Raw genomic sequence first — 20,209 nt, forward strand, 5'->3', positions numbered from 1 at the left:
ATCATGCAAGTGAACAATCGCACTTATCAATTGCCCAAACAGCCTGTGGTGGTGGTGTGTGTGGACGGTTGTGAGCCCGACTATTTGGGCCAAGCCGTGGCAGGCGGTCACATGCCTTGGATGAAAAAAGTACTGGCGCAAGGCACGGGTTTGCATGCCGATTGTGTGGTGCCCAGTTTCACCAATCCGAACAATTTGTCGATCGTGACAGGTGTGCCGCCCAGTGTGCATGGCATCTGTGGCAATTATCTGTACGACAGTGCCAACAACGTTGAGGTGATGATGAACGATCCCAAGTGGTTGCGTGCGCCTTCTTTGTTGGCTGCTTTGGCTGATGCAGGCTGCAAGATGGCGGTGGTCACTGCCAAAGACAAGTTACGCCAATTGTTGGGCCACAACATGAAGGGCATTTGCTTCTCTGCAGAGAAGGCCGACAAAGCCACAGTGGCAGAGCATGGCATTGACGATGTGCTCAACAAAGTGGGCAAGTCTTTGCCTAGCGTCTACAGCGCAGACTTGTCTGAGTTTGTGTTTGCGGCCGGTGTGTGGCTGATGAAAAACCAACGCCCCGATGTGATGTATTTGTCGACCACCGATTACATCCAACACAAGTTTGCCCCTGGCACCGATGGCGCCAATTCGTTTTACGCCATGATGGACAGTTACATGGCGCAACTCGATGCCATGGGATGCGTTGTGGTGTTGACGGCAGACCATGGCATGAATGCCAAGGTGGGTATGGACGGTCAACCCAAGGTGATCTATTTGCAAGACTGGTTTGATTCTTGGTTGGGTGCCGGCGCTGTGCGTGTCATTCTGCCGATCACCGACCCCTATGTGGTGCACCATGGTGCTTTGGGTTCTTTTGCGACCATTTATTTGCCAGCAGGCACAGATCCGCTGAAGGCTTGTGAAAAATTGCAAGCCGAACAGGGCATTGAGGTGGTGTTGACACGCGAGCAAGCGGCTGAAAAATTTGAATTGCCAGCAGATCGATTGGGAGATTTGGTGGTGGTGTCCGATTACGACACGGTGCTGGGCACCGCCAAATCGAAGCACGATTTGTCAGGTCTTGATGTGCCCTTGCGATCGCACGGTGGCATCAGTGAACAGCGCGTGCCCTTGATCATGAACCGTGCTGTGCCCAACTTGGACCGTCAACGTCGCTGGCGCAATTTTGATGCGTTTGATCTGGCCTTGAATTTTGGACAAACCGCTTAAATTTCAAAAGGCCAGGGCCATGAGTCAAGTCGAACAATTCATCCAAGACCATCAACTCGATGCCATGCGCATTGGCGGCAAAAAGGTGGGCGTCGGACGCGATCGTTTCATCGAAGTGTTCAACCCTTTCACCGAGCAACGCTTGGGGACGGTTCCTAAAGCCACCTTGGAGGAAGTGCGCGAAGCCTATGCCATTGCGCATGCCTACAAGCCCAAGTTGTCACGTTTTGACCGCGCAGCCATTTTGAACAAAGCAGCAGCATTGGTGAGAGATCGTTTGGACGACATCGCAAACTTGATTTCTGCTGAAGCTGGCTTGTGCTGGAAAGATGCCGTTTACGAAGCCGGGCGTGTCAGCGATGTCTTGTTGTTTGGCGCACAAGAGGTGCTGAAAGACGATGGTCAGATTTTCAGTTGCGATTTGACGCACCACGGCAAGCAGCGCCGTGTTTACACACAGCGCGCGCCCTTGTTGGGCGTGATCACGGCCATCACGCCGTTCAACCACCCCATGAACCAAGTGGCCCACAAAGTCATTCCCAGTGTGGCCACCAACAACCGCATGGTACTCAAGCCCTCTGAGAAGGTGCCTTATTCGGCGATTTACTTTGCAGACCTGTTGTACGAAGCTGGCTTGCCGCCAGAGATGTTGAGTGTGATCACAGGTGACCCGCGTGAGATTGCCGATGAAATGCTCACGCACCCAGCGGTGGATTTGATCACCTTTACAGGCGGCGTGGCCATTGGCAAATACATTGCTGACAAAGCGGGCTACCGACGCATTGTGTTGGAGTTGGGTGGCAACGATCCGCTCATCGTGATGGAAGATGCCGACCTGGAAGAGGCCGCCAATTTGGCCGTTCAAGGTTCTTACAAAAATTCGGGACAGCGTTGTACAGCCGTCAAGCGCATGCTGGTGCATCAAGCTGTTGCCAAAGACTTTACCGACTTGGTGGTGCAAAAAACCAAAGCATGGACGTATGGCGATCCATCGGACAAAGACAATTTGATGGGCACTGTGATTGACGAGGCAGCGGCCAAGTTTTTTGAAGCACGCGTGAACGAAGCTGTCGCCCACGGCGCTCGTTTGTTGGTGGGCAATCAACGACGGGGCGCCCTTTACTCACCCACCGTGGTGGACCAAGTGCGACCAGAGATGTTGTTGGTGAAAGAGGAAACTTTTGGTCCTGTGTCACCCATCATTCAATTCAAAGACATTGACGAAGCCATTCAAATTGCCAATGGCACTGTCTATGGTTTGTCGAGCGGGGTCTGCACCAATCGCATGGACTACATTGTGCGCTTTGTGAATGAGTTGCAAATGGGCAGTGTCAATGTTCGAGAGGTACCTGGGTATCGCTTAGAGCTCACACCGTTTGGTGGCATCAAAGATTCTGGTCTGGGCTACAAAGAAGGCGTTCAAGAAGCGATGAAGAGCTTTACCAACATCAAAACGTATTCAATGCCTTGGGCTTGAGCGCATGCACAACCTTCTGAACCTGCTGGCGGCAATTGCATTGTTGGTGTGGGGCACCCATACCGTGCGAACTGGCATCTTGCGTGTTCTGGGGGCATCGCTGCGTGAAGTGCTGGCCAGCAGTGTCAAAAAGCCGCTCTGGGCTTTTGTGTCTGGCGTGGGCGTGAGCAGTTTGCTGCAGTCCAGTACCGCCACTTGCCTCATCGTGAGTTCCTTTGTGGGGCAAGGTATTTTTCTGACGTCAACAGCCCTGATCATGATGCTGGGTGCCGATGTGGGCACTAGCCTGATGGCGCTGATGTTCTCATTTGATCTGAGTTGGTTGTCGCCATTGCTGATTGTGGTGGGGGTGGTGGTGTTTGTGGTTAATCAAAACAACACTTTGGGCCGATGGGGCCGTGTGGCCATCGGGCTGGGCTTGATGACCTTGGCGCTCCACCTGATTGTGGAGGCCACCAAGCCCATCACACAATCCAATGGCATGCATGTGCTGCTCAGTGTGTTGCCCAACGACCCCGTGATTTTGATTTTGATTGGGGCCTTGCTGACCGTCATTTCCTACTCCAGTTTGGCCATGGTTTTGTTAACGGCCACCTTGTGTCAAACCCAAGTGGTTTCTTTGCCCATGGCTTTAGGCTTGGTGCTTGGCGCCAACTTGGGCAGTGGTTTGTTGGCATTCTTCACGATGTCCAAGTCACCTGCCGAAGTGCGCAGGGTGCCTTTGGGCAATTTGATGTTCAAGGCCATTGGATGTGCTTTGGCGGTGCCATTTTTAGGCTTTTACTTGCCTGTTGCCGATGACATTCAGGCTTGGGGTTTTGATGCGGTCGTTAGCTTCCATTTTTTGTTCAATGTCTTGTTGTCGGTTTGCATGTTGATGTTGACGGGCAAATTGGGCGATTGGCTCACGCAGTATTTGCCCTCTTCGCAAATTGACAGCAACAAAGTTCAACCCAAGTATTTGGATCCTACGGCACTCACGACGCCCTCATTGGCCATTGCGTGTGCCGCCCGCGAGGCTCTGCATCAGGCCGATGTCGTGGAGGCGATGTTGCGCGGCATTGTGCCTGTGATTCGAAACGACGACGCAGTGCTGGCTGCCAAACTCCGAGAGATGGACGATGGCGTTGACGATTTGTATTCCGCCATCAAGTTTTATTTGACGCAAATTTCGCGCGAGGCCTTGTCACAACGTGAGGGGCAGCGCTGGGCTGACATCATGTCCTTTGCCATCAACATGGAACAAGTTGGCGACATCATTGAGCGGGTTCTGCAAGACATTGAAGATAAAAAAATTGCCAAAGGACGCAAGTTTTCAGAAGCAGGTTTGTCAGAAATCGAGGATTTGCACCAACGCTTGGTTGCCAACTTGCAATTGGGTATGAGTGTGTTCTTAGACGGTGGCGTACGCAATGCGCAAACATTGCTGGAGCAAAAGGTTCAGTTTCGCAATTTGGAGCATGAGTATGCCAGCCGCCACTTGGCGCGTTTGCAGGAGAACACACCGCAAAGCATTGGCACAAGTTCTTTGCACATTGATTTGATCAGCGACTTGAAACGCATCAACTCGCACATTTGCTCCATTGCTTATCCCATCTTGGAGCAGGCGGGTGCATTGACTCATACACGCCTGAAGCAGCCAGATCTTTTGTCTGACTGATGTTTACTTTTATTTGTTGAGACGCACATGGCTTTAAGCTTAAATGACATTGAAAAATTGTTTGAACAGAAGGGCCATGAGCAATACACCGGCGAACCTGTCACCATGTTGCAGCATGCATTGCAGTCAGCTTATTTGGGCGAACAAGAGGGCGCCAGTGATGAGTTGGTGACAGCAGCTTTTTTACACGACTTGGGCCATTTGTTGCACGACTTGGGCGACACCCCCAGCATGCATGGCGTCGATGATGTGCATCAGTACCGTGTGGTGCCATTTTTACGCGGCTTGTTTTCAGATGCGGTCATTGATGCCATTCAGCGGCACGTCGATGCCAAACGTTATCTGTGTGCGACGCGACCGGAATATCACGATGCTTTGTCAGAGGATTCTCAGCGCAGTTTGAAGTTGCAAGGCGGTATCTTTTCAAAAGAAGAAGCAGACAAGTTCATTTCGGAGCCAGGTGCGCCTGATGCTGTGCGCTTGCGTTTGTGGGACGACTTGGCCAAGCAACCTGCGCTTCAAACACCAGGACTTTCACATTACATGCAGATTGCAAGACGCTGCGCTTTAAAAGCCTAAGCCGGACATGACCTGGTCTGTTTTGTTTTTGGTGTTGTTGGGTGCATTGCTGCACGCAAGTTGGAATGCACTGGTGAAATCCAGCACTGACAAAACCTTGGACACAGCCCTGATCCATGTGCTTTGCTCCATTTTGGCACTCCCTGTGTGTTTGTATGTAGGCCCACCGTCGCCTGAATCCTGGCCTTATATCTTGGGTTCTTTGGTGGTGCATGTGGGTTACTACTTTGCATTGGCTGGGGCCTACAAACATGGTGATTTGGGGTTGACCTATCCCTTGATGCGAGGCACCGCACCCATGTTGGTGGCCATTGCATCTTTTGCTTTGATAGATGAAGCCTTGTCTCCCTTGGCATGGATGGGCGTTGCCTGCATTTGTGGTGGCGTGTTGATGTTGGGCTTTACGAGGGCTTGGTGGTCGCATCGCAAGGCCATTGTGTTTGCGCTCAGCAACGCCGTCTTGATTGCCATCTACACCGTGATCGATGCCAAAGGTGCGCGCAACTCGGGCCATGTTGCGCAATACATCTGCATGTTGTTTGTGCTGGATGGTTGGCCCTTTGCTGCCTTGGTCTTCATGCAACGCAAGGGCCAAGTTTGGCCGTATGTGCGAACTCGCTGGCCGGTGGCCATGGGCGGCGCATGCGCATCGATTGGCTCGTACGCCATTGCCCTATGGGCCATGACGGTTGCGCCGGTTGCCATGGTGGCAGCGTTGCGCGAAACCTCTGTATTTTTTGCAGCCCTCATTGGGGCGTGGTTCTTGAATGAGGTTTGGACACGGCAGAGGGTTGTCGGCACTGTAGCCATCTTGTCTGGGGTGGCTGCGCTTCGTTTAGGTTAATTCAATCAGGATTTCATCATGGCAACACAAGAGTTTCCTACGCAAGCCAAAATTGTGATTGTGGGCGGTGGTATTGCCGGATGCTCGGTGGCTTACCACCTGGCCAAGTTGGGCCAAACCGATGTGGTTTTGTTGGAGCAAGGCAAGTTGACCAGTGGCACGACCTGGCATGCTGCCGGTCTGGTGGGGCAAATGCGGCCGAACCGCAACATGACCCGAATGAGTAAATACGGCATTGACCTTTACTCAACTTTAGAAGCGGAAACAGGCTTGGCCACAGGCTGGAAGCAATGTGGCAGTGTCAACGTGGCCCGTACCCCTGAGCGCATGAAAGTGTTGCGCAAGCAAATTGCATTGGCCCGTAGCTTTGGAGTTGAAGTGCACGAAATCACGCCACATGAAGTGGGAGAGCGTGCGCCTTTGTTACGCACCGATGATTTGGTGGGCGGCATTTGGATTCCTGGCGATGGCAAGGCCAATCCCGCTGACCTTTGCATGTCTTTGGCCAAGGGTGCGCGCCTAAAGGGTGTGAAGATTTTTGAAGACATTGAAGTGACGGGTGTTGATTTGCACAACGGACAAGTCAAAGGTGTCAAAACCAAACAAGGCGATATTCAGTGTGACTTCTTGGTGAATTGCGCTGGCCAGTGGGCACGTCAATTTGGGCAACTGGCAGGCGTCAACGTGCCCTTGTATTCCGCCGAACATTTCTACATCGTCACCGACAAAATTGAAGGCATTCACCCGATGTGGCCGGTGGTGCGCGACCCCGATGGCTACATTTATTACAAAGAAGAAGTGGGGGGCTTGGTCATGGGTGGCTTTGAGCCTGTGGCCAAGCCTTGGAACGTGCACCCCATTCCTTCCACTTTCCAATTTGAACTGTTGGGTGAAGACTGGGATCAGTTTCAAATCTTGATGGAAAACGCCATTCAGCGAACACCTTGTCTGGAAACAGCCAAGGTCAAAATGTTGCTAAATGGCCCAGAGAGCTTCACGCCCGATGGCAATTTCATTTTGGGCGAAGCGCCTGAAGTACGCAATTATTTTGTGTGCGCTGGCTTCAACTCTGCGGGCATTGCCAACTCAGGCGGTGCAGGACGTTTGATGGCTGAATGGATTGTGGGCGGCGAGCCCAGTGTTGACTTGTGGGATGTGGATGTAAGGCGGTTTGGTCCGTTCACAGGCAACCGAAAAGCATTGTCTGAAAGAACGGCAGAAACTTTGGGGCTGCATTACGCGATGCGTTGGCCGCGCCAAGAGTTAGAGACAGTTCGGCCTTTGCGTTGTTCGCCTCTTTATGACATTTTGGCGGCAAAAGGTGCTGTATTTGGCAGCAAGAATGGTTGGGAACGTGTGAACTATTTCCGTCCTGCAGGCGCTGCACCAGCACGCGATACGTTGGACACGCCAGATTGGTTGCCATGGATGCAAGCTGAGCAGAGGGCCACACGGGAAGCTGTGGCACTCTACGATCAGAGCTCCTTCTCCAAGTTATGGGTGCAAGGCCCTGATGCTTTGAGTTTCTTGCAGCACATGTGTGCCAACGACATGGATGTTGCCATCGGCAAAATGGTTTACACCCCTTTGCTGAACGATCGGGGTGGTTTTGAAAGCGATCTGACAGTGATTCGTTTGACCACCGACCGGTTCATGGTTGTCACAGGTTCAGGGCAAACCACGCGTGATTTGGATTGGCTGCAACGCCACGTCACACAGGACATGCGCGTCTACATCAATGATGTGTCGGCGCAGTATTGCGTGCTGTCTTTGATGGGGCCCAACTCGACCGCCTTGATGGCGCGTGTGTGCCCCGACGATTTGTCGCCAGCCAGCTTGCCTTTTGCACACACACGCGAAGTGGATGTGGGCCATGCCAAAGTTCGCGCAGCGCGCATGAGTTATGTGGGCGGACCGGGTTATGAGTTGTACGTCCCTGTTGAAATGACGCGCCACGTTTATTTGACCTTGCAAGGCGCAGGTGTCGATTTGGGTTTGCGTGACGCGGGTTATTACGCCCTCGATGCGTTGCGCATCGAAAGGCAGCGAAGGGCCTGGGGCGCGGAAATGGGTCCTGATGAAACGCCTTTTGAAGCTGGCTTGTGGGCCGGCGTCAAATTGGACAAGATGTCTGATTTCAAAGGCAAGCAAGCATTGCTTGCACGCAAAACACAAGGAAACTCAACTTTGGACAAGAAGTTGGTGAAGATCGTCGCCAAATCACCTGAACATTACTTATGGGGTGGTGAGCCCCTGAACGTGAAGGGGAAGTTTGTCGGTGAAATTACCTCAGCAGGTTGGGGCTATGAAGCTGGGGCCATGGTGGCTTTGGGTTACATCCGAGGTGATTGGGCCCGCCAACCCATTGACCAATTGCAGGCGCAAGCCGAGTTGTGGGGTGTCCCCATTGATGTGGTGATTCATGAAGCCAACTAAAGCCTGTTGCGGGCAGGCATAATTTGACCTGTGCCCCTGTGGATGTTTGGGCGTAGGAATTTGAATGACTTTATTGGCGATTTTGTTGGGCACCTTGGCCGCTGGCATTGGCAGTGTGTGGCTTGCGGCGTGGCTCAGCTTTGGCATTGTGAGCCGCTACACGCAGCACATGCTCAGTTTGGCTGCAGGCGCTTTGCTCGCCACAGCCTTTTTGCACCTGTTGCCCGAAGCCTTCGAGGCTGGCGTTGAACCCCACAACCTGTTTGTCACGCTGCTGTTTGGTTTGCTCTTTTTCTTCTTGCTCGACAAAGCCGAGTTGTGGCATCACGGTCATGAACACCACCATGGCGATGCGCACCATGGCCATCATCATGACGATGATCACGACCATGCAGCCGACGCTTCACACAATCATGACACGCATGCCAAACCAATGGCTGGTGGTTGGGCCATTTTGGCTGGCGACAGCGTCCATTGCTTTGGCGATGGCGTCTTGATTGCTTCGGCCTTTATGGTCGATTTGCGCTTGGGTGTTGTGGCTGCCTTGGCCGTGCTGGCGCACGAAGTGCCGCACCACATGGGCGATTTGGTGGTGTTGAACGAAGGTTCCCGCAGCCGTCAAACAGCCATTTTGAAAGTGACGCTGGCAGGTGCAATCACGGCATTGGGCGGCGTGGCAGGCTACGTCTTGCTAGACCAGTTGCATGGCATCTTGCCTTACATGCTGGCCATTGCAAGCAGCAGTTTCATCTATGTGGCGCTGGCCGACCTGATTCCACAACTTCAAAAGCGCCTGAGCTCTCGCGAGACGGCCGCACAAATTGTGTGGTTGGTGTCTGGCATGGCTTTGGTGAGTGGCGTGAGCATGCTGGCCCACGCTTCAAGCCTGCACTGACTGGCAATTTCAAGACTTGGCGCAGGGCAGGCCAGGTGTGTTGCACCATTCACTCCAGCTGCCTGGGTACAAACGGGTCACACCCAAGCCCGCCAACTCCATGGCCAAAATATTGGGCACCGTACTGACGCCACTGCCGCAGTGATGCACCACCGTTGACGCGTCGCGACCCGCCAAGAGTGTTTCAAATTCTGCGCGCAGCACTTGCGGTGATTTGAAAAAACCTTCAGCGGTGAGGTTTTCATTGAAGGGGCGGTTCAGCGCACCAGGGATGTGGCCCGCCACAGGGTCGATGGGTTCCATTTCGCCGCGATAGCGTGCAGCACCCCGCGCATCGATGATGGTGAGATTGGCATGACCCACTTGGGGTGCCAGGTCGGCGGTGCTGACCCATTCGCGCAGCGCGGGTTTCAAGGCAAACTTAGATGAAGCTTGCGCAGGTAAAGCAGCGCCAGAATCGACAGCGCCGCCCACGGCTTGCCAAGCTTGCAATCCGCCGTCGAGCACCGCCACGGCATCATGGCCTAGCCATTTCAGCATCCACCACAAACGGCCGCAATAGTTTGCACCGTTGCGGTCGTAGACCACAGCTTGCATCTCGTTGGTGAACCCTAAACTGCCAAGCCACGCCGCAAATGTTTCGCGTGAAGGCAGGGGATGGCGGCCGCCGTTGACGGCTGTGGGGCCATGTGTGCTCAGGTTGCGATCTAAATGCGCTTGGCGCGCACCTTGAATGCGCACTGTTGCAAACATCACGTCGGCCATTTCAGGCTTCATCAAATCGCAACTGCAATCGAACACCATGAAGGCTTGTCCAGAGGCTTGAAGTTCTTTGAGTTGTTGGACGGAAATGAGGGTGGTGTACATCGAATGCATCCTTTCAATATCAGTGGTCTTCAACGGGCAAGGCAACGGCACTGCGTGATCGCAATGCCGTTGCGGCGATGGCGCTCAGCACGATGACAATGATGCCGGCCCATCCAATGAGGGGGATTTGATCGCCAAACAAAAACATGCCAAACAAGGCTGAAAAGACGATGCCCGAATATTGCAGATTGGCCACCACCATGGTGGCGCCGTCGTTGTAGGCGCGGGTCATGCACCATTGACCTAAAGCCGCCAAAATGCCCATCGGCAAAAGCAACCACGCTTGTGGCCACACCCACTCGCTGGTGCCGGTAAAGAGCATGCACACAGCGCCTGAGACTGTGGCGCCCAAGGAAAAGTAAAACACAGTGCGCTCGACGGGTTCACCTTCGCGGCCCAAAGCAGCAACCTGTAAATAAGCCATGGCTGCAATGACCCCAGAGGACACGCCAATCAAGCCTGCCAGCCACTGATTTTGTTCAAAGGTGGGACGCAAAATCATCACCACACCGACAAAACCCACCATCACGGTGAGGGCCACTGGAATTTGTTGTTTGGCGTTTTGCAAGGACCCTGCCCAAATGGTGCTGCCCACCAAAAATGCCGCCACCCAGACACCGCTCATGTAGTTGAGCGTCATGGCGGTGGCCAAGGGCAAATAGGCAATGGCATAAAACCATGCAGCCAAGGACGTGACGCCGACCACGGAGCGCCAGAGGTGCATTTTGGGCACGGGGGTTTTGAGTGACATGCCTTTGCGCTTGCAGATGACCGCCATGATCAAGGTGCCAATGGCACCGCGGTAGCAAACCAATTCAAAGGTGTTGAAATGCGTGGCTGCAAACTTCACGCAAACACTCATGGTTGAGAAAAACAGCGAGGCCAGAACCATCCAGAGTGCTTGCATGCGCTTCAGTCGGTAAGGGCGTCGCCCATTTTTCGTCGGTACCACTCGTGGAAATGTTGCATGCCATCTTCCATGGGACTTTGATAGGGGCCCACTTCGTTGTCGCCTCGTTTCAACAAGGCTTTGCGACCGGCGTCCATGCGTTCGCCAATTTCATCGTCCTCAATGCATGTTTCCATGTACGCGGCTTGCTGTGCTTCTACAAACTCACGCTCAAAGGCAACGATTTCTTCGGGGTAGTAAAACTCCACCATGTTCAGCGTTTTTTCGGGGCTGATGGGGTGCAGTGTGGACACCGTCAAAACATGCGGATACCACTCCACCATGATGTGGGGGTAGTAGGTGAGCCAGATGGCGCCGAATTCGGGAACGGCACCTTGGCGGTATTGCATGAGTTGCTCTTGCCAGCGTTTGTAGACCGGGCTGCCTGCTTTTCCCAAACGGTTAGCGATTCCAACCGTTTGCACCGAAAACTCTTTTTGGAATTGCCAATTGAGGTCGTCACAGGTCACGAAATTGCCCAAGCCAGGATGGAAGGGCTCGACGTGATAGTCCTCGAGGTAAACCTCGATGAAGGTTTTCCAGTTGTAGTTGCACTCGTGCATCTCAACGTGATCGAGTTTGAAGCCCGTGAAGTCAAGGGCGGCGCGAGGGCCCATGCCGGCCAAATCGGCGGTCACATCGCGGCCATTGCCTTCAAAGAGCAAGCCATTCCATTCTTGGAGTGGGTAGTTTTGAAGGTTCAGGCAAGGGTCTTGGGCAAAGTGTGGGGCACCCAGCAAGTTGCCAGAAGGTGCATAAGTCCAACGGTGAAGTGGGCAAACAATGTTGCCACCCGCGCTGCCTTTTTGTTGGGTATGAAGTGAACCACGTCCTTGCAGCATGACCGCTTGGCGGTGCCTGCAAATGTTGGAGATCAATTCGACGCCGCGCTCGGACCGAACCAAGGCACGGCCACCGGCCTCTTGGGGCAGGGCATGGTAGTCCCCGATTTCGGGAACGGACAGTTGATGACCCACGTACTTGGGGCCTTGCTGAAAAATGCTTTTCAGCTCGCGCTGAAACAGCGCGTCATCAAAGTAGCTTGAAACTGGTAGTTGGCTTGCGGCCTGCTGCAGTTGAAGACTTAAATCAGACATGGGTGACCTGACCTAGAGACTCCCCCTATGAAGGGGCAGGGACAATGCGGGGCCTTGAGGGCTGACCGCGAAAAAAACGGACCGAAGCCCGCGAAGAAGGGGAATTGTACCCTCAGGTCAGCAATTTCGGGGTGAAGTCGCCCTAAAATGCCCTTCTTTAGATCTAATTCAGCCATGCCCAAAGCCACTCCTACCCCAGCCAAAGCGCAGGCCGATCAGGCCGTTCCTGAAAGCTACGAAGAGGCGGTTCAAGAGCTGGAGCAGTTGTTGGCCAAACTCGAATCCGGTCAATTGCCTTTGGATCAGCTGCTGACGCATTACCAAAGAGGCGCAACTTTGCTGGCCTATTGCCGCGAACGTTTGGCCGCCATCGAAACCCAAATCAGCGTTTTAGATGAGGGCAGTTTGAAACCTTGGGACGGCGTATGAGCGACTCTTTTTCTGGCAACTTCAATTTCAAAGCTTGGTCGGAAGCCCGACTGGCGCAAGTCGAGCAGCAACTCAAACAAGGCATTGATGGGCATTCCCCCGCTGGTTTGGGTGAAGCCATGCGCTATGCCGTTTTGGACGGCGGCAAACGTTTGCGCCCCTTGCTGGTTTTGGCTGCAGCAGAAGCCATTGGTGTGGACTTAGAAGCCGCCAGTGTGTCTGATCAGCCTGCCGCCATTGCCGCATTGCGTGCTGCATGCGCCATTGAATTGATTCATGCGTATTCCTTGGTTCACGATGACATGCCTTGCATGGACAACGATGTGTTGCGCCGCGGCAAGCCCACGGTTCATGTGAAATACGGTGAGGCGCAGGCCTTGTTGGTGGGTGATGGCTTGCAAGCCTTGGCTTTTGAATACCTCACGCCATTGGATGGCAGCACCGAGTTGGAAGTTCAGGCTTTGCAAGTTGGCTTGTTGGCCCGAGCTGCGGGCTACCAAGGCATGGCAGGCGGCCAAGCCATTGACTTGGCCAGCGTTGGATTGCCCTTGACCGAAGCGCAACTGCGCCAAATGCATCGCCTCAAAACCGGCGCCTTGTTGTTGTGCAGCGTGCAAATGGGTGCCGTCTGTGCGGGCAAGCCCAGCACCTTGGTGATGGACGCATTGTCGCAATACGCCCAATGCTTGGGTCTGGCTTTTCAGGTGGTTGACGACATTTTGGATGTCACCTCAGACTCGGCCACCTTGGGCAAAACTGCTGGCAAAGATGCCGCGGCCGACAAACCCACTTATGTGTCTTTGCTAGGTCTTGCCAAAGCGCAAGAACTGGCAGAACAACTTCATGCTGAATCGCTGGCCGCATTGACTGCCAGCGGTTTGAACGCCACAGCCACAGCCGCTTTGCGCGCCTTGGCCAGCCAAGTGGTGGAACGGAAAAATTAACATGCTTGAATCGATTCATTCACCTGCCGATCTGCGAAAACTGCAGCGCAGTGATTTGCCGCGCTTGGCCGACGAAGTGCGTCAATGTGTTTTGGACAACGTGTCTAAAACCGGCGGGCACCTGAGCTCCAATTTGGGCACGGTGGAACTGACCGTCGCTTTGCACTACGTCTTCAACACTCCTGAAGATCGCATCGTGTGGGACGTCGGTCATCAAACGTATCCGCACAAAATTTTGACGGGCCGTCGTGAACGCATGCCGACATTGCGCCAGCTGGGCGGCTTGTCAGGCTTTCCGCGTCGCGACGAAAGCGAGTACGACACCTTTGGCACAGCGCACTCTTCGACCAGTATTTCTGCAGCCTTGGGCATGGCCATTGCGGCACGCCAAAAGGGCGAGTCACGCCATGCGATTGCGGTCATTGGCGATGGCGCCATGACAGCGGGCATGGCCTTTGAAGCCATGAACAACGCGGGCATTGAAGATTGCAAATTGTTGGTGATCTTGAATGACAACGACATGTCCATCAGCCCACCGGTTGGGGCGCTGAATCGCTACTTGGCACAACTGATGAGTGGTCGTTTTTATTCAACGGCCAAGAACATGGGCAAGAACGTTTTAAAGAGCGCGCCGCCCCTGTTTGAATTGGCCAAGCGCTTTGAACAACATGCCAAAGGCATGGTGGTTCCAGCCACGATGTTTGAGCAATTTGGTTTCAACTACATTGGCCCCATCGATGGCCATGATTTGGACTCGCTCATTCCCACGCTGGAAAACATCAAGCAACTGAAGGGCCCGCAGTTCCTGCACGTGATTACCAAAAAAGGGCAGGGCTACAAGCTGGCTGAGGACGACCCCGTGAACTATCACGGTCCTGGCAAGTTCGATCCCAAGGTGGGTTTGGTGCCCGCAGCGACGGCCCCCAAGCCTGCTTTCATGCACATTTTTGGCCAGTGGCTTTGTGACATGGCCGCCCAAGATACGCGTTTGGTGGGCATCACGCCCGCAATGCGTGAAGGCTCGGGCATGGTGGAGTTTCACAAGCGCTTTCCCGACCGTTATTACGATGTGGGCATTGCCGAACAGCATGCCGTGACGTTTGCAGCCGGCTTGGCCTGCGAAGGTTTAAAACCAGTGGTGGCCATTTACTCCACCTTTTTGCAACGTGGCTACGACCAATTGATCCACGACGTGGCATTGCAAAACTTGCCCGTGGTCTTTGCCCTGGACCGTGCTGGTTTGGTGGGCGCTGATGGCGCGACGCACGCCGGTGCTTACGACATTGCCTATTTGCGTTGCATTCCCAACATGTCGGTGGCATGTCCCAGTGATGAGCGTGAATGCCGTTTGTTGCTCAGCACCGCTTATGCTCAAAATCACCCGGTGGCAGTGCGGTATCCGCGGGGTGCAGGTGTCGGAATGGATGCAGGTCAAGACTTGAAAACACTTGAATTTGGCAAGGCAGAGATCAGACGAGAAGGTCAAAGCCTTTGTATCTTGGCCTTTGGAACGCTTCTGTATCCCGCGTTGCAGGTTGCCGAGAAGCTCAATGCCACGGTGGTCAACATGCGGTGGGCCAAGCCCTTGGACCTTGAAATGGTCTTGCGAATCACTGCTGGCCACGATCGCATTGTGACCGTTGAGGACGCCAGCGTGATGGGTGGGGCTGGAAGTGCGGTCTGTGAGGCACTTCAAAAAGCGGATGTTCTAAAACCTGTCTTGAACTTGGGGCTTTCTGACGAGTTCATTGAGCATGGTGACCCAGCAAAGTTAATGGCTTTGCAAGGGCTGGATGCGGCTGGCATCGAGGCTGCCATCGCGAAAAAATGGCCCCAATCAGTCTGAAGGGTAAACCCCTTCGCTCGGCGCTTCAATTTTTTTTTACAATCAGCGGTTGTTACTTTTCCTGGAGTCTTTATGGAATCCCTGTTAGCGCTGTCCAAACGGATAGACAAATTCAGTGAGTGGGTGGGTCGTTGGGTGGCTTGGTTGGTTTTGGCAGCCGTGCTCATCAGCGCTGGCAATGCGGTCGTTCGCAAAGCTTTCAACACCAGCTCCAACGCTTTTCTTGAAATTCAGTGGTACTTGTTTGCTGCTGTGTTCATGTTGGCTGCGGGGTACACCTTGCTCCGACAAGAGCACGTCAAGATTGACGTTGTGTCGGGACGTTTTTCTAAACGCACCCAAATCTGGATTGACATTGTCGGCATCACTTTTTTCTTGCTGCCCTTTGTTTTTTACATCATTAAGTTGGCCATGCCTTTGGTCATCAATGCCTACGTCAGCAACGAAATGTCTTCCAATGCCGGCGGCCTGATTCGCTGGCCTGTGTTTGCTTTGTTGCCTTTGGGCTTGTTGTTATTGGGCATTCAGGCCATTTCCGAACTCATCAAGCGCGTGGCGTTCTTGCAGGGCATGATTCCCGATCCCAGTAAAAAACAAGGTGCCAAAACACCTGAAGAAGAATTCGCAGAGTTCTTGTTGCAAAAAGAAGTTGCTGCCCGTGAAGCTGCACAAATGGGAGCCCAAAAATGACCGAGTTCTTGATCGCCAACATGGCGCCTATCATGTTCGTGTCGCTCATCTTGTTTTTGATGTTCGGCTACGCAGTCACATTCTCTTTGGCCGCTTGCGGTCTGTTCTTTGGTTTTGTCGGTGTGGAGTTGGGCGTTATTCAAGCCACCTTCTTGCAAAGCTTGCCGCTTCGCATGTTCGGCATCATGCAAAACGACACCTTGTTGGCCATTCCGTTCTTTACCTTCATGGGATTGATCTTGGAACGCTCTGGCATGGCGGAAGACCTGCTTGACACCATTGGTCAGTTGTTCGGCCCCATCCGTGGAGGCTTGGCCTACGCCGTTATTTTGGTGGGTGCCATGTTGGCTGCCACCACCGGTGTGGTGGCAGCTTCTGTGATTTCCATGGGCCTAATTTCGCTGCCCATCATGTTGCGCTACGGCTATGACCGCCGCGTGGCGGGTGGTGTGATTGCCGCCTCGGGTACCTTGGCACAGATCATTCCGCCTTCCTTGGTGCTGATCGTGTTGGCCGACCAGTTGGGCAAGAGTGTGGGCGACCTGTACAAGGGCGCATTCATTCCAGGTTTTGTACTCACAGGTTTGTATGTGGGCTACATTTTGATGATCAGCTTTATGCGTCCACAGTGGGTGCCAGCCTTGCCCTTGGAGGCGCGAACCATCAAAGAAGATGACGGCACTTCCGGCTTGCGTTCATTGTCCATCTTGACAATTGTTTCTGTTGCAATTGCAGTTGGTTTTGCCAAGTGGTTGCCAGATACAACCCCCACGGATGAAACCATCGTGGTGTCCATGTGCGTTGGTGTTGGCTTTGCCTTCATTGCATCCTTGGTCAATAAAATCACCAAGTTGGGCCTCTTGTCCAACATGGCCGAGCGTGTGACCTTTGTGTTGATTCCTCCTTTGGCCCTTATTTTCTTGGTTCTGGGAACCATCTTCTTGGGCATTGCAACCCCCACTGAAGGCGGTGCGATGGGTGCTGTTGGTGCTTTGGTCATGGCCTTGGCGCGTAACCGCATTGACATGAAACTCATCCGTCAAGCCATGGACTCCACCATGAAGCTGTCTTGCTTCGTGTTGTTCATCCTGATTGGTGCCACCGTGTTCAGCTTGGCTTTCCAAGGTGTGGATGGTCCCATTTGGGTGGAGCATCTGTTGTCTGGCTTGCCAGGCGGTCAGTTGGGCTTCCTCATTGTGGTGAACATTTTGGTGTTCATCTTGGCCTTCTTCTTAGACTTCTTTGAATTGGCCTTCATCATCATCCCACTCATTGGCCCTGTCGCTGAGAAACTGGGCATTGACTTGGTATGGTTTGGTGTGTTGTTGGCTGTGAACATGCAGACGTCCTTCATGCACCCTCCCTTCGGATTTGCCTTGTTCTATCTCCGAAGCGTGGCACCTGTGGAAGACTACATTGACCGCGTGACCAAGAAAACCATCAAGAAAGTCACCATCGAAGACATCTATTGGGGCGCAGTTCCCTTTGTGGTCATTCAAGTGATCATGGTGGGCTTGATCATTGCCTTCCCTGGTTTGGTCTCCAGTGGTTTGTCCAAAGAGCCTACAGTGGACGCCGAGGCCGTGCTCATGCAAATGCGTGCTGACACTGCAACCGATGATGCGGATGCAGCTAAAAACGAGACCCCCGGCCAGGAAGTGGATCCTGTAAAAGCCTTAATGGAGTCCATGAAAGAAGACCAAGCTAAGAAGCCTTGATCTTCTGAATCACAGCACCTCTCCCTAAGAGGTGTTGGATTCACAAGCAACAAAAAACCCGCCTAGGCGGGTTTTTTGTTGGGGACCTTGAAAGTCCCCAGAGCCTTGGCTGTGTATTACAGCTTTTGGCGTTCCATGAAGTTGTTCATGTTGGACTCAGCCAAGCTGAACCACTGGTTGGCTTCACGACGGAAGTTAGAGTAGTCAGCGTAGATTTTCTTCCAGGCTGGGTTGGTGTTGTTCAGGTCTGCGTAAACTTCTTGCGAAGACTTGAAGGCAGCGTCCATCACGTCTTTGGGGAATGCGCGCAATTTGGCGCCTTGACCAATGAGTGTCTTGAGAGCCGCTGGGTTTTTGTAGTCGTACTTGGCTTGCATGTCGGTGTGGGCATAAGCTGCAGCGCACTCAACAATGGCTTTGTATTCGCTAGACAAACCTTCGTAGGCCTTTTGGTTGACGTACAAGGCCAACTGTGGACCCACTTCCCAGAAACCGGGGAAGTAGTAGTTGGGAGCCACTTTGTTCAGACCCAATTTGAGGTCGTCATAAGGGCCAACCCACTCGGCTGCGTCGATGGTGCCTTTTTCCAGGGATTGATAAATCTCGCCACCAGGAATGTTTTGGGGCACAACGCCCAGGGGTTCCAGCACTTTGCCGCCGAAACCGCCGACGCGGAATTTCAGGCCTTTCATGTCGGCCAAAGATTTGATCTCTTTGCGATACCAGCCGCCCATTTGCACGCCTGTGTTGCCCATTGGGAAGTTCACGATGCCCACTTTGGCGTAGAACTCACGGAACAGCTTCAAGCCATTGCCTTCGTACATCCAAGCAGTCATTTGACGGCTGTTGAGGCCGAAAGGAATGGCGCAATCCAAAGCGTATGTGGGATCTTTGCCGAAGAAGTAGTAAGGCGCAGTGTTGGCCATTTCAACGGTGCCGTTGGACACGCCGTCGAGCACGCCGAATGCAGGCATCAATTCGCCAGCAGCGTGAGTGGTGATAGTGAACTTGCCGCCAGACAATTCGCCAACTTTTTTGGCAAACACGTCGCAAACACCAAACAATGTGTCGAGTGATTTGGGGAAGCTAGAAGCAATGCGCCAGCGCAATGTGGCTTGAGCGTGAACCGCTGGGGCTACACCAGCGGCCAAGACGCCAGCAATACCGGCATTTTTAATAAGGGAACGACGATCCATGGGGTTCACTCCGGAAGTCTAGGTTGATGAATTCAGGACGCCTGAGCGACACTGAAGACTGGTTACAGTCATGATCGCTATTGTAGGAAATTTAAATCGCGCTTTGGCGCGGGTTTTCCCTGCGCTAGATCAAGGATCAAGCGACTGTTTTTCGGGGTTTTAAGTTCCACCAGGGCAACTCATTTCGCAAGGAGTGCACATTGCCCGATTGATTGGTTTGATAGCCGGGCATTGCCTGCAAGGTGGTTTGCCACCGCTGATCGGTCAAATGCTGTCTTAGCGCTGCTACAGGGGGTGAGTCTAAGGCGCTCTTGAGGCAGGCCAGCCAATAGTTTTCAGTCACCAAGGGAATGAAGTCTAGGCCGGCGGCCAGTGCCGCGCTTTCTATGGCCAAACCCGCATCGGCTTGACCGGAGGCCACGCAAGTTGCAACCGCGTTGTGAGAGAGTTCTTGTCGCTGGTAGCCTTTCAGTTGGTCAGCTTGAATGTTTTGATTTTTGAGCAACTCATCCAGCAGCAGTCTTGTTCCCGTCCCCAGTCCGCGGTTAACGTAGCGAAACCTGCCGTTCACAACATCCGCCAGGGATTGGATGTTCAAAGGATTTCCCGTCCTGACCAGCAAGCCCTGGGTGCGTTTGGCAAAGCCTATCAATTTGTGGTGACCCGGTTTGAGAAGGGGCTTGTAGGTGATTGCGGAAAGGCTTTTGTCGTTGGGCTGTGACAGGGTGTGAAATCCAGCAATTTCGCAGCGACCTTCGTTCAAGGCTCGAATGGCATCCACGCTGCCGCAAAACCGAATGTCCAGGTGTAAAGCTTGTTGAGCTGTGGACTCGCGCAAACTAACCAACGCATCGTCATAACTGGCATAGAGGGTGAGCAAGTGAGCTTGAGGGTCAAAAGCGACAGCAAAGGTTCTCTCGATCTCTGCCATCAGAGATTCAATGGGGGCCGCCAATCTGGCCTGGGCTTGTCTTTCGGCCCACAGCAATTTACTCGCAAATTCTGATAATTCGGCAGGCATGCCTTTTTCCCAAACGATCAAGTTTTGGTTCAGACGTTGCTCCCATTTTTTCAACTCGCCCCAAACATGACGGTAAGACAGGTTGAGCGATTTTGCCGCTGCCGCAATGGAGCCTTGTTCGCGAACAGCTTGGAGCAAGTCCATGAGCGGGTTGCGGAGCAATGCTTGCTGCCTTGGTTTTAAAGCATCGGCCGCTAAGGGGGGCGCATCTTCAGGCCCCCAACTGTAAGAAAGTTCAATTTTTCGCACGGCTTAAGTGTGCCTCATTTAGACCGAGGTTCGATTGACGTGTCGGCGTGCTTATGCATCTCACTTCATAGCTGAACACCCGCCTAGTTCA

Annotated in this window: 17 protein-coding genes; 12 read left to right on the forward strand and 5 right to left on the reverse strand. The window is 53.4% G+C overall.

Annotated features, from left to right (window positions below; genetic code table 11):
* Nucleotides 1-3: 3 nt before the first annotated feature.
* The 7 genes from phnA to L103DPR2_RS06145 all read left to right on the forward strand — a co-directional run bounded on the left by phnA (nt 4) and on the right by L103DPR2_RS06145 (nt 9,112).
* Nucleotides 4-1,221 carry a phosphonoacetate hydrolase gene (phnA, locus tag L103DPR2_RS06115; protein ID WP_055360216.1) on the forward strand — a complete coding sequence of 406 codons (1,218 nt, stop codon included), beginning with the start codon at nt 4-6 and terminating at the stop codon, nt 1,219-1,221.
* 19 nt (nt 1,222-1,240) lie between these two features.
* Nucleotides 1,241-2,698, forward strand: coding sequence for a phosphonoacetaldehyde dehydrogenase (gene phnY, locus L103DPR2_RS06120; RefSeq protein ID WP_055360217.1), 1,458 nt, complete (start codon nt 1,241-1,243; stop codon nt 2,696-2,698).
* A gap of 4 nt (nt 2,699-2,702) precedes the next feature.
* On the forward strand, nt 2,703-4,358 hold the full coding sequence (locus L103DPR2_RS06125; protein ID WP_055360218.1) for a Na/Pi cotransporter family protein: 1,656 nt from the start codon (nt 2,703-2,705) through the stop codon (nt 4,356-4,358).
* Nucleotides 4,359-4,385: 27 nt separating this feature from the next.
* Nucleotides 4,386-4,937: a phosphonate degradation HD-domain oxygenase gene (locus L103DPR2_RS06130; protein WP_055360219.1), complete on the forward strand. Its 552-nt coding sequence runs from the start codon at nt 4,386-4,388 to the stop codon at nt 4,935-4,937.
* 7 nt (nt 4,938-4,944) lie between these two features.
* On the forward strand, nt 4,945-5,781 hold the full coding sequence (locus L103DPR2_RS06135; protein ID WP_055360220.1) for an EamA family transporter: 837 nt from the start codon (nt 4,945-4,947) through the stop codon (nt 5,779-5,781).
* Between the two features lie 18 nt (nt 5,782-5,799).
* Entirely contained in the window at nt 5,800-8,217 is a 2,418-nt protein-coding gene (locus L103DPR2_RS06140) for a GcvT family protein (protein WP_055360221.1), read from the forward strand.
* A 64-nt stretch (nt 8,218-8,281) separates the two neighbouring features.
* Nucleotides 8,282-9,112, forward strand: coding sequence for a ZIP family metal transporter (locus tag L103DPR2_RS06145; RefSeq protein ID WP_055360222.1), 831 nt, complete (start codon nt 8,282-8,284; stop codon nt 9,110-9,112).
* 9 nt (nt 9,113-9,121) lie between these two features.
* On the opposite strand, the gene L103DPR2_RS06150 is transcribed toward L103DPR2_RS06145, so the two are convergent.
* The 3 genes from L103DPR2_RS06150 to L103DPR2_RS06160 are packed head-to-tail and all read right to left on the reverse strand — an operon-like array spanning nt 9,122 to nt 12,025.
* Nucleotides 9,122-9,979 (reverse strand): sulfurtransferase, encoded by an 858-nt coding sequence (locus L103DPR2_RS06150; RefSeq protein ID WP_055360223.1) that lies wholly within the window; start codon nt 9,977-9,979, stop codon nt 9,122-9,124.
* 19 nt (nt 9,980-9,998) lie between these two features.
* Nucleotides 9,999-10,886, reverse strand: a complete 888-nt coding sequence (locus L103DPR2_RS06155) for a DMT family transporter (RefSeq protein ID WP_055360224.1) — start codon at nt 10,884-10,886, stop codon at nt 9,999-10,001.
* A 5-nt stretch (nt 10,887-10,891) separates the two neighbouring features.
* Nucleotides 10,892-12,025, reverse strand: a complete 1,134-nt coding sequence (locus tag L103DPR2_RS06160; RefSeq protein ID WP_055360225.1) for an aromatic ring-hydroxylating oxygenase subunit alpha — start codon at nt 12,023-12,025, stop codon at nt 10,892-10,894.
* 174 nt (nt 12,026-12,199) lie between these two features.
* Between L103DPR2_RS06160 and xseB the strand changes: the two genes are divergently transcribed.
* The 5 genes from xseB (at nt 12,200) to L103DPR2_RS06185 (ending at nt 17,652) form a co-directional block, all read left to right on the forward strand.
* Nucleotides 12,200-12,454: an exodeoxyribonuclease VII small subunit gene (gene xseB, locus L103DPR2_RS06165; RefSeq protein WP_055360226.1), complete on the forward strand. Its 255-nt coding sequence runs from the start codon at nt 12,200-12,202 to the stop codon at nt 12,452-12,454.
* On the forward strand, nt 12,451-13,398 hold the full coding sequence (locus L103DPR2_RS06170) for a polyprenyl synthetase family protein (protein ID WP_055360227.1): 948 nt from the start codon (nt 12,451-12,453) through the stop codon (nt 13,396-13,398). The genes xseB and L103DPR2_RS06170 overlap by 4 nt, the downstream gene beginning before the upstream one ends.
* Nucleotide 13,399: 1 nt before the next feature.
* Nucleotides 13,400-15,244 carry a 1-deoxy-D-xylulose-5-phosphate synthase gene (gene dxs, locus L103DPR2_RS06175; RefSeq protein ID WP_055360228.1) on the forward strand — a complete coding sequence of 615 codons (1,845 nt, stop codon included), beginning with the start codon at nt 13,400-13,402 and terminating at the stop codon, nt 15,242-15,244.
* 72 nt (nt 15,245-15,316) lie between these two features.
* Nucleotides 15,317-15,934: a TRAP transporter small permease subunit gene (locus L103DPR2_RS06180; RefSeq protein WP_055360229.1), complete on the forward strand. Its 618-nt coding sequence runs from the start codon at nt 15,317-15,319 to the stop codon at nt 15,932-15,934.
* Nucleotides 15,931-17,652, forward strand: coding sequence for a TRAP transporter large permease (locus L103DPR2_RS06185; protein ID WP_055360230.1), 1,722 nt, complete (start codon nt 15,931-15,933; stop codon nt 17,650-17,652). Before L103DPR2_RS06180 ends, L103DPR2_RS06185 begins: the two co-directional genes overlap by 4 nt.
* 116 nt (nt 17,653-17,768) lie before the next feature.
* Here the strand turns inward: L103DPR2_RS06185 and L103DPR2_RS06190 are convergent, their stop codons facing one another.
* Entirely contained in the window at nt 17,769-18,848 is a 1,080-nt protein-coding gene (locus L103DPR2_RS06190; RefSeq protein ID WP_055360231.1) for a TRAP transporter substrate-binding protein, read from the reverse strand.
* A gap of 136 nt (nt 18,849-18,984) precedes the next feature.
* The gene (locus tag L103DPR2_RS06195) at nt 18,985-20,118 is read right to left on the reverse strand and encodes a substrate-binding domain-containing protein (RefSeq protein WP_108254492.1); all 1,134 of its coding nucleotides are present in this window, start codon (nt 20,116-20,118) and stop codon (nt 18,985-18,987) included.
* Between the last annotated feature and the right edge of the window lie 91 nt (nt 20,119-20,209).

The sequence above is a fragment of the Limnohabitans sp. 103DPR2 genome (assembly GCF_001412575.1).
Classification (GTDB): Bacteria; Pseudomonadota; Gammaproteobacteria; order Burkholderiales; family Burkholderiaceae_C; genus Limnohabitans_A.

What these genes read in the sequence shown, in the direction of transcription:
- phnY (WP_055360217.1), top strand. Translation starts at nt 1,241, where the DNA reads ATGAGTCAAGTCGAACAATTCATCCAAGACCATCAACTCGATGCCATG.
- L103DPR2_RS06135 (WP_055360220.1), top strand. Translation starts at nt 4,945, where the DNA reads ATGACCTGGTCTGTTTTGTTTTTGGTGTTGTTGGGTGCATTGCTGCAC.
- phnA (WP_055360216.1), top strand. Translation starts at nt 4, where the DNA reads ATGCAAGTGAACAATCGCACTTATCAATTGCCCAAACAGCCTGTGGTG.
- L103DPR2_RS06125 (WP_055360218.1), top strand. Translation starts at nt 2,703, where the DNA reads ATGCACAACCTTCTGAACCTGCTGGCGGCAATTGCATTGTTGGTGTGG.
- L103DPR2_RS06145 (WP_055360222.1), top strand. Translation starts at nt 8,282, where the DNA reads ATGACTTTATTGGCGATTTTGTTGGGCACCTTGGCCGCTGGCATTGGC.
- L103DPR2_RS06170 (WP_055360227.1), top strand. Translation starts at nt 12,451, where the DNA reads ATGAGCGACTCTTTTTCTGGCAACTTCAATTTCAAAGCTTGGTCGGAA.
- xseB (WP_055360226.1), top strand. Translation starts at nt 12,200, where the DNA reads ATGCCCAAAGCCACTCCTACCCCAGCCAAAGCGCAGGCCGATCAGGCC.
- L103DPR2_RS06190 (WP_055360231.1), bottom strand. Translation starts at nt 18,848, where the DNA reads ATGGATCGTCGTTCCCTTATTAAAAATGCCGGTATTGCTGGCGTCTTG.
- L103DPR2_RS06130 (WP_055360219.1), top strand. Translation starts at nt 4,386, where the DNA reads ATGGCTTTAAGCTTAAATGACATTGAAAAATTGTTTGAACAGAAGGGC.
- L103DPR2_RS06155 (WP_055360224.1), bottom strand. Translation starts at nt 10,886, where the DNA reads ATGCAAGCACTCTGGATGGTTCTGGCCTCGCTGTTTTTCTCAACCATG.
- dxs (WP_055360228.1), top strand. Translation starts at nt 13,400, where the DNA reads ATGCTTGAATCGATTCATTCACCTGCCGATCTGCGAAAACTGCAGCGC.
- L103DPR2_RS06140 (WP_055360221.1), top strand. Translation starts at nt 5,800, where the DNA reads ATGGCAACACAAGAGTTTCCTACGCAAGCCAAAATTGTGATTGTGGGC.
- L103DPR2_RS06150 (WP_055360223.1), bottom strand. Translation starts at nt 9,979, where the DNA reads ATGTACACCACCCTCATTTCCGTCCAACAACTCAAAGAACTTCAAGCC.
- L103DPR2_RS06160 (WP_055360225.1), bottom strand. Translation starts at nt 12,025, where the DNA reads ATGTCTGATTTAAGTCTTCAACTGCAGCAGGCCGCAAGCCAACTACCA.
- L103DPR2_RS06185 (WP_055360230.1), top strand. Translation starts at nt 15,931, where the DNA reads ATGACCGAGTTCTTGATCGCCAACATGGCGCCTATCATGTTCGTGTCG.
- L103DPR2_RS06180 (WP_055360229.1), top strand. Translation starts at nt 15,317, where the DNA reads ATGGAATCCCTGTTAGCGCTGTCCAAACGGATAGACAAATTCAGTGAG.